The organism is Pseudomonas sp. MDV22-iso1, from assembly GCF_058145095.1.
In genome coordinates this window covers 77407-89334 of record NZ_JBYVMF010000008.1, presented here as the reverse complement: position 1 = coordinate 89334, position 11928 = coordinate 77407, and the positions used below count along the sequence as shown (strand labels likewise).

Annotated in this window: 8 protein-coding genes; 3 read left to right on the top strand and 5 right to left on the bottom strand. The window is 58.4% G+C overall.

What is annotated here, in order from left to right; genetic code table 11:
- Positions 1-3 precede the first annotated feature (3 nt).
- The 5 genes from AC3ZVB_RS11765 to AC3ZVB_RS11745 form a co-directional block, all read right to left on the bottom strand.
- Positions 4-1419: an OprD family porin gene (locus AC3ZVB_RS11765; protein WP_490146603.1), complete on the bottom strand. Its 1416-nt coding sequence runs from the start codon at positions 1417-1419 to the stop codon at positions 4-6.
- 172 nt (positions 1420-1591) lie between these two features.
- Positions 1592-3193 carry an ABC transporter substrate-binding protein gene (locus tag AC3ZVB_RS11760; RefSeq protein ID WP_194691419.1) on the bottom strand — a complete coding sequence of 534 codons (1602 nt, stop codon included), beginning with the start codon at positions 3191-3193 and terminating at the stop codon, positions 1592-1594.
- 309 nt (positions 3194-3502) lie between these two features.
- Positions 3503-5128: an ABC transporter substrate-binding protein gene (locus AC3ZVB_RS11755; RefSeq protein WP_490146602.1), complete on the bottom strand. Its 1626-nt coding sequence runs from the start codon at positions 5126-5128 to the stop codon at positions 3503-3505.
- A 259-nt stretch (positions 5129-5387) separates the two neighbouring features.
- Positions 5388-6989, bottom strand: coding sequence for an ABC transporter substrate-binding protein (locus tag AC3ZVB_RS11750; RefSeq protein WP_490146653.1), 1602 nt, complete (start codon positions 6987-6989; stop codon positions 5388-5390).
- Positions 6990-7149: 160 nt separating this feature from the next.
- On the bottom strand, positions 7150-7866 hold the full coding sequence (locus AC3ZVB_RS11745) for an SIMPL domain-containing protein (RefSeq protein ID WP_162440071.1): 717 nt from the start codon (positions 7864-7866) through the stop codon (positions 7150-7152).
- Positions 7867-8231: 365 nt separating this feature from the next.
- On the opposite strand from AC3ZVB_RS11745, the gene AC3ZVB_RS11740 reads away from it, so the two are divergent.
- The 3 genes from AC3ZVB_RS11740 (at position 8232) to AC3ZVB_RS11730 (ending at position 11877) form a co-directional block, all read left to right on the top strand.
- Positions 8232-9494 (top strand): ATP-binding protein, encoded by a 1263-nt coding sequence (locus AC3ZVB_RS11740; RefSeq protein WP_490146601.1) that lies wholly within the window; start codon positions 8232-8234, stop codon positions 9492-9494.
- Positions 9487-10053: a response regulator transcription factor gene (locus tag AC3ZVB_RS11735; RefSeq protein ID WP_045061485.1), complete on the top strand. Its 567-nt coding sequence runs from the start codon at positions 9487-9489 to the stop codon at positions 10051-10053. Before AC3ZVB_RS11740 ends, AC3ZVB_RS11735 begins: the two co-directional genes overlap by 8 nt.
- A gap of 96 nt (positions 10054-10149) precedes the next feature.
- The gene (locus AC3ZVB_RS11730) at positions 10150-11877 is read left to right on the top strand and encodes an ABC transporter ATP-binding protein/permease (RefSeq protein ID WP_490146600.1); all 1728 of its coding nucleotides are present in this window, start codon (positions 10150-10152) and stop codon (positions 11875-11877) included.
- Positions 11878-11928 lie beyond the last annotated feature (51 nt).

The following is an 11928-nucleotide window of genomic DNA, read 5'->3' as shown; positions in this document are numbered from 1 at the left end:
GCATTACAGAATGTTGAACGGGATGGTGGTCACGAGACGGAACTCGTTGATGCTGCCATCAGCCTGGTTTTCGCTGGCACGGTGAGCGGTGTAGGTCGCACGAATCGCGGTGGCCTTGAGCGGGCCGCTCTGCACGGCGTACGCAGCGCCGATGCCGTATTCGTAGTGAGTTTCGCCGTCCATAGCCTGCACGCCATCGTAGCCGCCACCTTTGTAGTGGGTACCGTCGATGCCCCAGCCGCGAGCCTGGTAGATGTTGAACTTCAGGCCTGGCACGCCGTATTCGGCCATGTTCAGACCGTAGGCGATCTGGAAGGACTTCTCGTTCGGGCCGTTGAAGTCCGACAGCAGGGAGTTGGCCAGGTAGATGCCGTTGGTTTCGTGCAGGTAATCGAAGTACTCGTTACCGTTCACTTCCTGATACGAGAAGGTCAGGCTGTGGGCCAGGTGGGTCAGGCCGAGCGACAGGGAGTAGGTGTCGTTGTCGATTTCGCCCAGCAGCTTTTTGCCTTCGTCGACGGTCTTGTAGTAGTTCAGGCCGGTGGTCAGGCTCAGTACCGAGCTGTCACCCAGCACGTGGCTGGCGCCGAAGTAGTACTGGTTCCACAGGTCTTCGGCTTGCGTACCCCAAAGGCTGGTGGTCAGGCTGGCGAACGGCGTGTATGTGATACCGGCGGTGTTCACGTGATCCGCTTCGGCGTCGATCGAGCCGTATTCGGAGCGGAACTTGCTCAGGCTTTCTTCGGTACGCGGTGAGTTGCGATCGAAGGTGGCCAGGTCGAAGGACAGGTTGTTCAGTTCTTCGCTGTGGATCGCGATACCTTCGAAGCTCGAAGGCAGGGCACGGTTGCCGATAACGTCGACTTGCGGGCTGCTGAAGTTCATGCGGCCGGCGGTCAGGGTGGTGTTGGAGATACGCGCCTTGACGTTGGCCAGGCCCAGTTTGCTCCACTGACCTTGAGCGTCGCCGCCTTCTTTTGTCAGGGTACGGTTGTTGCCCGCGCCTGGACGGGTGCCCGGTGCGCCGCCGTTGTTGGAAGCCAGGTTCTCGCGGTCGCGCTCCAGCGCAATGGCGTTGTAGGCAGCGACTTCAGTGCTGAAGCCAACGGTGCCTTCAGTGAAACCGGAGTTGTACTTGATGATGGTGCCTTGAACCCAGTTGATACGGCGATCAGTCGGGGTCGAAACGCCGTCTTTCTTGTAAGCGAACTTGCCGCCGCGTTTCAGTTGCTCGTTGGCGTACCAGTTACGGGTCGTGCCGCTGATCGACTGGCCTTCAACAAAGCCAGTGGCTTCGGCTTGGGCGCTTTTGGTGTTGACCGATACCGGGGTGAATTCCTGGCTTTGGGTCTCTGCGTACGCCGTGGCGGTGATGCTGCTGATGGCCAGGGCCAATAACGCGGTGCTGCTCAGTTTCATGGGTGAAGCTCCTTTCTTTCTTTTTTTTATGCCGGTCTTTTTTTGTGATCCGGCTTTTTGGTTTTGAACTCATTCGACGCATGCAAACGTTTGCAACAAGCCTGATAGGCGAATTAAGGCAATACGCTTGCGTGGGGGCGGAATCCGCCCCCAGCGTTTTTCGGCTAATCGGTTATTTTTCTATGCTGACACCCGAGAACACGTTACGACCGAAAGGACTGACCTTGAACCCTTCGATTTTGGCGCTCAACGGCTGGTTGACCGTCGAGTGGGCGACTGGCGTGATCGGCACTTGCTGCTTGAGCAACTGCTGCGCCTGTTTGTAAAGCACGGTGCGCTGGTCGCGATCGGTGACGATCTTGGCCTGCTTGATCAGCTTGTCGTAAGCCGGATCACACCACATGGAGTAGTTGTTGCCGCCAATGGCGTCGCAGCTGTAAAGCGTGCCGAGCCAGTTGTCCGGGTCCCCGTTGTCACCGGTCCAACCGATCAGGCTGATGTCGTGCTCGCCGTTTTTGGTGCGCTTGATGTACTCGCCCCATTCGTAGCTGACGATCTTCACCTTGAGGCCGATTTTCGCCCAGTCAGCCTGAAGCATTTCGGCCATCAACTTGGCGTTGGGGTTGTAGGGACGCTGGACCGGCATCGCCCAGAGGGTGATCTCGGTGCCTTCCTTCACGCCGGCAGCCTTGAGCAATTCCTTGGCTTTTTCCGGGTTGTAGGCGGCGTCCTTAATGGTTTCGTCGTAGGACCATTGGGTCGGCGGCATGGCATTGACTGCAAGCTGGCCGGCGCCTTGATAAACCGCGTTGAGAATCCCCTGCTTGTTCACCGCCATGTCCAGCGCCTGGCGCACTTCGAGCTGGTCGAATGGCTTGTGGCGCACGTTATAGGCGATATAGCCAAGGTTGAAACCGGGCTTTTCGATGAGCTTGAGTTTCGGATCGTTCTTCAGGGCCGGGACGTCGGCTGGGCGCGGATGCAGGGTGATCTGGCACTCGTTGGCCTTGAGTTTCTGCACGCGTACCGAAGCGTCGGTATTGATCGCGAAAATCAGGTTGTCGAGTTTGACCCGGCTCGGGTCCCAGTACTGCTTGTTGCCGGTGTACCGGATGTTCGAGTCTTTCTGATAACTCTTGAACACGAACGGCCCGGTGCCAATCGGCTTCTGGTTGATGTCGCTCGGCTTGCCACCGGCCAGCAGCTTGTCGGCGTACTCGGCGGAGAGGATGGCGGCGAAGCTCATGGCGATGTTCTGGATGAACGCGGCGTCGACACTGTTGAGCGTCATGACCACGGTCAGCGGCCCGGTCTTTTCGACCTTGGCGATGTTCTTGTTGAGGCTCATCCCGTTGAAGTACGGGAACTCGGTTGGATAGGCCTTACGAAAAGGCTGTTGCGGATCCAGCATGCGATTGAACGTGAAGAGCACGTCATCGGCGTTGAAGTCGCGAGTAGGGGTGAAGTACTTGGTCGTATGAAATTTCACCCCTTCGCGTAGGTGAAAAGTGTAGGTGAGGCCGTCCTCGGAAATATCCCAGCTGGTCGCCAGGCCCGGCACGACATTGGTCGCGCCTTTTTCGAACTCTGCCAAGCGGTTGTACAGCGGCTCGGCGGCGTCGTTATCGGTCGCGGTCGTGTACTGCGCGGTGTCGAAGCCAGCGGGGCTGCCTTCGGAACAGAACACCAGGCTGTCAGTGGCGGCCTGGCTGATGGAAGTGGCGGCCAAGAGGCCGGTGCCCAGCAATGCGGATAAAACCAAGGTATGGCGCATGACGCTCCCTCTTGTTCTCGTAGTGTTTTTCAATGAGCCCGCCGTCCCGTCCGGGGAGGAGGAGGTCTCTTTGAATCCAGACCGTGCATGCAGCAATAACCGAGAGCCCACGCATGGACTGGTCGGATCCCCCGACGGTATGAGCCGTGGGGGCCGGCAGTAAATGCGCAGAGTCCTAAAAACTCGTAGGAAAAGTCGACGCGTCGCACCTCGCTGCTGTAGTCCTCAGCGGAAGTCGACGTAGGGCGTTTCCTGCTTTCTCGGTAGATAAAGCAACGGCGACGTCAAAGACGTCGCCGTTGCCAGATCTTATTTGCTGACGCTGACGCCGTAGAAGGAGTTCAAGCCAAACGGGCTGATCTTGAAGTCCTGCACGTTGTTGCGCATGGGTTGGAACACCGTCGAGTGAGCGATAGGTGTCATCGGAACGGCGTCTTTGAGGACGTGTTGCGCCTGCTTGTACAGTTCGGTGCGCTTGGCCTGGTCGGTTGTGCGCTTGGCTTCCTTGACGATGCCGTCAAATTTCTTGTCGCACCATTTCGAGAAGTTGTTGCCTTCCAGCGAGTCGCAGCCGAACAGCACGTTGAGCCAGTTGTCCGGGTCACCATTGTCACCGCTCCAGCCGATGATCATCGCCTGGTTCTCGCCGCCCTTGGAGCGCTTGATGTACTCGCCCCATTCGTAGCTGACGATTTTGACTTTGAGACCGATCTTGGCCCAGTCGGACTGCAGCATTTCAGCCATCAGCTTGGCGTTCGGGTTGTACGGACGTTGCACTGGCATCGCCCACAGAACGATTTCAGTGCCTTCCTTGACGCCAGCTTCCTTGAGCAGCTCTTTGGCTTTCTCAGGGTCGTACTTGGCATCCTTGATGGTGGTGTCGTAGGACCACTGGGTCGGCGGCATGGCGTTAACGGCCAGCTGGCCCGCGCCCTGGTAAACCGAGTCGATGATCTGCTGTTTGTTGACGGCCATGTCCAGTGCCTGACGCACTTTCAGCTGGGCCAGCGGGTTCGCGTCGTTGCTGCCCTTGACCTTGTCCATCACGTTATAGGCGATGTAACCCAGGTTGAAACCAGCCTGGTCAGGCACTTTCAGGGCTTTGTCTTCTTTCAGCGCCTTCAGGTCCGCCGGACGCGGGAACAGAGTGATCTGGCACTCGTTCTTCTTCAGCTTCTGGATGCGTACCGACGGGTCGGTGGTGATGGCGAAGATCAGGTTGTCGATCTTGACGTCGTCAGGCTTCCAGTAGTCCTTGTTCCCGGTGTAGCGGATGTTGGAGTCTTTCTGGTAGCTCTTGAACACGAACGGACCAGTGCCGACCGGCTTCTGGTTGATGTCGGCGGCCTTGCCGTCCTTGAGCAACTGGGCAGCGTACTCGGCGGACTGCACGGATGCGAAGCTCATCGCCATGTTCTGAATGAACGCGGCGTCTACGTCTTTAAGGGTGAACTTGACGGTGTGGTCGTCGACTTTATCGATCTTGGTGATGTTGGTGTCCATCCCCATGTCGGTGAAGTACGGGAATTCGGTCGGGTACGCCTTACGGAACGGGTCGTCCTTGTTAATCATGCGATTAAACGTGAACAACACGTCGTCAGCGTTGAACTCACGAGTCGGCTTGAAGTACGGAGTGGTGTGGAACTTGACGCCTTCACGCAGGTGGAAGGTGTAAGTCAGGCCATCGTCGGCAATGTCCCAACTGGTCGCCAGGCCAGGAATCACGGCGGTGCCGCCGCGCTCGAACTGGGTCAGGCGGTTGAACATGGTTTCTGCAGAGGCGTCGAAGTCGGTTCCGGTGGTGTACTGACCAGGATCAAAACCGGCCGGGCTCCCTTCGGAGCAAAACACCAGGTTAGTCGCCGCAGAGGCGAAAGGAGCGCTAGCCAACAGGCTGGCGCCGACTAAAAACGGAATGACCGCGTGTTTAAGCATGGTGGCCTCATGATTTGTTGTCATTTTTGGAATTAGAGGACGACCTCGTGAGTCGTGCCTGCGGATACTTATGCAGGGGCCATACCCATTGCAAGATGCTGGGTGGCTACAAGCCTTAAACAGTGGCACGAACGTACCTTAATGTCGCATATGTATAAATTCACGCGCATTTGACCGTTTGCGCCGGTTTTTTTCGGTGCAGATCGCGCACCTGACGGGTGCAACCATGAGAGCGGATGCACCCGGTTGGCGCGGGGTGTTACCTATTTATACCCACTCCGTAGAAGGGCGTCAGTCCAAAAGGACTGATCCTGAAGTCGGTCACTTCCTTGCGCAGTGGCTGGAAAACGGTCGAGTTGGCGATCGGCGTGATAGGTACTTGTTGTTTAAGGATTTGCTGTGCCTGTTGGTACAGTTTGATCCGTTGCTGCTTGTCGGTGGAGACCTTGGCCTGCTGCACGAGTTTGTCGTAGGCCGGGTCGCACCATTTAGCATAGTTACTGCCTTTCACCGCCGCACAGCTGTAAAGCACGCCGAGCCAGTTATCCGGATCACCGTTGTCGCCGGTCCAGCCGTAGATCATCGCGTCATGTTCGCCATTTTTGGCGCGCTTGATGTATTCGCCCCACTCATAGCTGACGATGTTGGCTTTTATCCCGACTTTTTCCCAATCCTGCTGGATCATCTGCGCCGACATCCGCGCGTTGGGGTTCGATGCGCGCTGCACGGTCATGGCCCACAAATTAATAGTGGTACCGGGTGCAACCCCTGCTTCTTTGAGTAGCGCTTTGGCCTTGGCCGGATCGTGGGGCGCGTCCTTGATGCCAGGGTCATACGACCATTGCGCCGGTGGCAGGGCGTTCTGCGCCAGTTGTCCTGCGCTTTGGTAAACCGCTTTGATGATCGCCGGTTTGTCGATGGCCATGTCCAGAGCCTGGCGTACCTTGAGTTGATCCAGCGGCGGATGCGTCACGTTGTAGGCCAGGAACCCGAGGTTGAAACCTGCTTGCTTGAGCACCCGCAGATTCGGATCTTTTTCCATGACGTCGATATCGGCCGGGCGTGGGTAGCCGCTGACCTGGCACTCACCGGCCTTGAGCTTCTGCAAGCGCACGGCCGCGTCCGGAGTGATCGAGAAGACCAGGTTGTCGAGCTTCACGTCTTCGGGCTTCCAGTACGACCGGTTGGCGGTGTAGCGGATCTGCGAGTCTTTCTGATAGCGCTTGAATACAAAAGGGCCCGTGCCGATGGGCTTCTGGTTGAGATCGGCGGCCTTGTTTTCTTTGAGTAATTGCGCAGCATATTCGGCCGATTGCACCGAGGCGAAACTCATGGCCAGGTTTTGCACGAATGCGGCATCGACATTGTTCAGGCTGAATCGCACGGTGTGATCGTCGATTTTATCGACGCTTTTTATCGTCGTGTTCAGGCCCATGTCGGTGAAGTAGGGCGATTCGGCGGGGTAGGCTTTGCGGAACGCATTTTGGGGGTCGAGCAGGCGCTGGAAGGTGAACAATACATCGTCGGCGTTGAAGTCGCGGGTGGGGGTGAAATATTCCGTGGTGTGGAATTTCACACCGTCGCGCAGGTGGAAAGTGTAGGTGAGGCCGTCCGTGGATACGTCCCAGCTTGTGGCAAGGCCGGGTTCGATTTCCGTGCCGCCGCGCTTGAATTGGGTGAGGCGGTTGAAGACGGTTTCAGCCGAGGCGTCGAAGTCGGTGCCGCTGGTGTATTGACTGGGATCGAATCCGGCGGGGCTCGCTTCGGAGCAGTAGACCAGTGTTGTGGCTGCCTGGGCGAACGGGGCGGTGGAGGCTAAGGCGAGAGCGAGTAACAGCGGTTTGACGGTGGTTCTTTCCATGGAGTCCCCGAGGATGTGGGCAGCGATGTTTTCCTCAGGGTAGCGTTGTTGGCGGGATTCGAGGAAATACCTGTTTTTGAGGACGACCCTCAATAACGGCATACATCGATCTCCCTGTAGGAGCAGCCTCCGGCAGCTCCTATAGGGGGGGCAACGCGGGTTAAGGCATCAACACTTCTATAGACCCATCCGCCGTCATGCTGACCTGGCTGGTGCCGGCCTCGACTTCCGGGGTCACTGGGGCGGCATCCATGCTGGCTGCTTTCATCATCATCGGGCCGCGCATGTACGGTTGTGGATAACCGTTGCTGTTGAGGTTCAGGTTAACGATTTTATAGCCCTTGCCACCCAGGGCATCCGTGGCCAGTTGCGCACGGGCCTTGAAAGCGGTCACGGCTTCTTTAAGCAATGCGTCTTCGCTGGCCTTGCGGGTTGGCGTAGCGATGGCGAAGTCCATGCCACCCATTTTCAGGTCGGTCAGCAGCTCGCCCGTCAGTTTCGACAGGGCGGCGAAATCCGAGCTTTCCAGGCGCAGTTCGGCACGTTCGCGCCAGCCGGTGATTTTCTGGCCCTTGGTGTCGTAGATCGGGTAGCTGTTGCGGCTGCCCTGGCGCAGCGTGATGTCTTTGACTTGTTTGGCCTGGGCCAGCGCCTTGTTCATGGTGGTGCTGACGTCGGCGGCGAGCTTGGCCGGATCGGTGTTTTGATCTTCGGTATAGAGGGTCACGATCATCAGGTCGCGTGCCACTTCCTGACTGACTTCTGCGCGCAGGGAAATCTGGTTGTAATGGAGCTCATCGGCGGCCAGGGCCGGAAGGCTGGCGACGGTGCCAACGGTCAGGGCGAGAAGGGCGGCGCTGCGGCGAAAAGTGTGCATGAAAACTCCTTGGACGGTGCGCAGGGGTTAAGGTCCGAGCCTGCGTGAAACCATCAGACTCTAGCTTTATTGATCCGGTTCGCACAGTTACAACTTCAATACAGATCGACGCGATCCCCTGTAGCAGCTGCCGAAGGCTGCGTTCGACTGCGAAGCAGTCGCTAAACCCGGCGCTGCGGTCCATCAGGAAAACCGTGCATACCGGATATGCGTCTGCTTCTCAGCCGAACGCAGCCTTCGGCAGCTGCTACAAGGGTTGTGCAGTGCCCAACAAGCATGTGGCCGTTTGCCGCACTTTTGCCTGTCAGGCCCTACGCTTGGTTATACTCCCGGCGATCCGCCTGGAGCGCTCATCAGGAGAGCTCATGCTCGCCCCCGTCCAAATTACTTCCGCGACTCGCCAGAACCTCTGGCGTCTGACGTTCATCCGCACTTTGGTGCTGGCTGCCCAGGCCGGCTCCGTTGGTTTGGCTTACTGGCTTGACTTGCTGCCGCTGCCCTGGTTTCAACTGGCCGCCACCCTCGGCTGCTCGATGCTGCTGTGTGCATTCACGGCCATTCGCCTGCGCACTTCGTGGCCGGTGACCGAGCTCGAATATGCCGTGCAACTGGCCTGCGACCTGTTTATCCACAGTGCGCTGCTGTATTTCTCCGGTGGCTCGACCAACCCGTTCGTCTCGTATTACCTCGTTCCGCTGACCATCGCCGCCGTGACCTTGCCATGGCGCTATTCGGTGATTCTGTCGGGTATAGCGTTGACGATGTACACCCTGTTGCTGGCGCGTTTCTATCCGCTGCAAACCTTCCCCATCGCCCGGGAAAACCTGCAGGTCTATGGCATGTGGCTGAGCTTCGCCCTGGCGGCGGCGGTGATTACCTTCTTCGCCGCGCGGATGGCCGAAGAGCTGCGTCGTCAGGAAGAGTTGCGCGCGATTCGGCGCGAAGAGGGTTTGCGCGATCAGCAGTTGCTGGCTGTCGCGACCCAGGCCGCCGGCGCCGCCCATGAGCTGGGCACACCGTTGGCGACCATGAGCGTGCTGCTCAAGGAAATGCAGCAGGATCATCCGGACCCGATGCTGCAGGACGACCTGAAGGTGCTGCAGGATCAGGTCAAGGCGTGCAAGGACACCTTGCAGCAGCTTGTTCGGGCGGCGGAAGCCAATCGGCGCCTGGCGGTGGAAATGCAGGACGTCACCGACTGGCTCGACGAAGCCCTGAACCGCTGGCACCTGATGCGCCCTGAAGCCAGCTATCGCTTCCAGCGCCTGGGGCAAGGAACGGTGCCGCGCATGGCGCCGCCACCCGACCTGACTCAAGCGTTGCTGAATCTGCTGAACAACGCTGCCGATGCTTGCCCAGAAGGGTTGCAAGTCACGCTGGACTGGAATGCCGAAGATCTGACCATCAGCATCCGTGACCACGGTGCCGGTGTGCCGCTGGCCATTGCCGAACAGATCGGCAAACCGTTTTTTACCACCAAGGGCAAAGGTTTCGGCCTGGGCCTGTTTTTGAGCAAGGCCAGCGTGACACGCGCTGGCGGCTCAGTGAAACTCTACAGTCATGAGGAAGGTGGCACGCTCACCGAGCTGCGCCTGCCCCGTGTCGCCCGAGGAGACGAACATGAGTGACGATATCCAAGTCGAAGGTGAAGGCGAAGAACTGCCGCATTTGCTATTGGTTGACGACGACGCAACCTTCACCCGCGTCATGGCCCGTGCCATGGCTCGCCGTGGCTTTCGCGTCAGCACCGCCGGTTCCGCCGAAGAAGGCCTGACCATCGCTCAGGCTGATCTGCCGGATTACGCGGCGCTGGACCTGAAAATGGACGGCGACTCCGGCCTGGTGTTGCTGCCCAAGCTGCTTGAACTGGACCCGGAAATGCGCGTGGTGATCCTCACCGGTTACTCGAGCATCGCCACCGCTGTCGAGGCGATCAAGCGCGGCGCCTGCAACTACCTGTGCAAACCGGCGGACGCCGATGACGTACTGGCCGCATTGCTCTCCGAGCACGCCGACCTCGACACGCTGGTGCCGGAAAACCCGATGTCGGTGGATCGCCTGCAGTGGGAACACATCCAGCGCGTACTGACCGAACACGAAGGCAACATCTCCGCCACTGCCCGCGCCCTGGGCATGCACCGTCGCACGCTGCAGCGCAAATTGCAGAAGCGTCCTGTCCGCCGCTGAACCGGTGCTGAACAATTGTTGTCACACCGCGTTACAACACGAGCTGATCATCTATGATCGGTTCGTGTGTGTTCTTTTCTCCAATGAGCCTTTTCCATGAATCAGAACGCTGAATATTCCGCGGTCAACGATGCCGTGCACGGGCAGTTTTTTCGCAAAGTCTGGGCAATGATCACGCCTTATTGGCACAGTGAAGAGAAGGTCAAAGCGTGGACGCTGCTGATCGCGGTGATTGCGCTGTCGCTAATCAGCGTGGGGATCTCGGTGTGGTTCAACACCTGGTACAAGGATTTTTACAACGCCCTGCAAAAGAAGGATGAAGCCGCGTTCTGGCAGCTGATTCTGTATTTCTGCGCGATTGCGGCAGTGGCGATTGTTGGCGCGGTTTACCGGCTATACCTGACGCAGATGCTGACCATCCGCTGGCGGGCCTGGCTGACCGAAAAGCATTTTGCCCGCTGGCTCGGCAACAAAAATTACTACCACCTGGAGCAGGGCGGTTACACCGATAACCCGGACCAGCGAATTTCCGAAGACCTCAACAACTTCACCTCCAACACCCTGGAACTGGGCATTGGTTTGCTGCGCAACGTCGTCAGTCTGGTGTCGTTTTCGATCATTCTGTGGGGCGTGTCGGGCAGTATTGAAGTCTACGGCTTCACCATTCCCGGCTATATGTTCTGGTGTGTGCTGGTCTACGCCGTGATCGGCAGCCGGCTGACGCACTTGATCGGTCGCCGCTTGATCGGCCTGAACAACAAACAACAACGCTTCGAAGCCGACCTTCGCTTCTCCATGGTGCGAGTGCGCGAGAATGCGGAAAGTATCGCGCTCTACAACGGCGAGCCCAACGAGAATCGTCGCCTGAGCCACCGCTTCGGGATGGTCTGGCACAACTTCTGGGACATCATGAAGGTGTCCAAGCGCCTGACGTTCTTCACGGCCGGTTACAGCCAGGCGGCGATTATCTTTCCCTTCATGGTGGCCGCGCCGCGTTACTTCGCCGGCAAGATCGAACTCGGTGAGCTGATGCAGATCAGCTCGGCGTTTGGCAACGTGCAAGAGAGTTTCAGCTGGTTTATCAACGCGTATCAGAGCCTCGCCTCCTGGCGCGCGACCTGTGATCGTCTGTTGAGCTTCCGCCAGGCCATGACTGACAACGAGCAGCGCCCACCGGCGATCGATGTGCAGAACGCGGGCTCGGTGTTGAAAGTGCACAACCTTGGCCTCGATCTCGCTGACGGCCGTCATCTGCTGACCAGCGCCGATATGACAGTGGAAGAGGGTGACCGCGTGATGATCAGCGGCCGCTCCGGCAGTGGTAAATCGACGTTGCTGCGAGCGATGGGGCATTTGTGGCCAGCGGGCCATGGCAGCATTCGTCTGCCAACGGCGCGCTATCTGTTCCTGCCGCAAAAACCTTATCTGCCGATTGGCACCCTGCGTGAAGCGCTCAGTTATCCACAGACGGGTGATACCTATCCGGATGAGCGTTACGCACACGTGCTGGAAGTCTGTCGTTTGCCGCATCTGATTTCCCGTCTGGATGAAGCCAATCACTGGCAGCGCATGCTGTCTCCGGGCGAACAGCAACGCCTGGCATTTGCCCGAGCGCTGCTCTACGCGCCGCAGTGGCTCTATATGGACGAAGCGACGTCGGCAATGGACGAAGAGGACGAAGCGTCGATGCATCAGGCGTTGATTGACGAGATACCGGGCCTGAGCATCGTCAGCGTCGGGCATCGCAGCAGCCTGAAGCGCTTCCACCCACGGCATGTGCGTATCGAAAATGGGCACCTCAATGAACAGCCCGTAACGGCGTAAATTCCTCCGCCCTGCCTTTGGGTGGATCTTGTGGCGAGGGGATTTATCCCC

Bases quoted from the DNA above. Each gene is read 5' to 3' on its own strand.
- AC3ZVB_RS11765 (WP_490146603.1), bottom strand. From the start codon at position 1,419: ATGAAACTGAGCAGCACCGCGTTATTGGCCCTGGCCATCAGCAGCATC.
- AC3ZVB_RS11760 (WP_194691419.1), bottom strand. From the start codon at position 3,193: ATGCGCCATACCTTGGTTTTATCCGCATTGCTGGGCACCGGCCTCTTG.
- AC3ZVB_RS11755 (WP_490146602.1), bottom strand. From the start codon at position 5,128: ATGCTTAAACACGCGGTCATTCCGTTTTTAGTCGGCGCCAGCCTGTTG.
- AC3ZVB_RS11750 (WP_490146653.1), bottom strand. From the start codon at position 6,989: ATGGAAAGAACCACCGTCAAACCGCTGTTACTCGCTCTCGCCTTAGCC.
- AC3ZVB_RS11745 (WP_162440071.1), bottom strand. From the start codon at position 7,866: ATGCACACTTTTCGCCGCAGCGCCGCCCTTCTCGCCCTGACCGTTGGC.
- AC3ZVB_RS11740 (WP_490146601.1), top strand. From the start codon at position 8,232: ATGCTCGCCCCCGTCCAAATTACTTCCGCGACTCGCCAGAACCTCTGG.
- AC3ZVB_RS11735 (WP_045061485.1), top strand. From the start codon at position 9,487: ATGAGTGACGATATCCAAGTCGAAGGTGAAGGCGAAGAACTGCCGCAT.
- AC3ZVB_RS11730 (WP_490146600.1), top strand. From the start codon at position 10,150: ATGAATCAGAACGCTGAATATTCCGCGGTCAACGATGCCGTGCACGGG.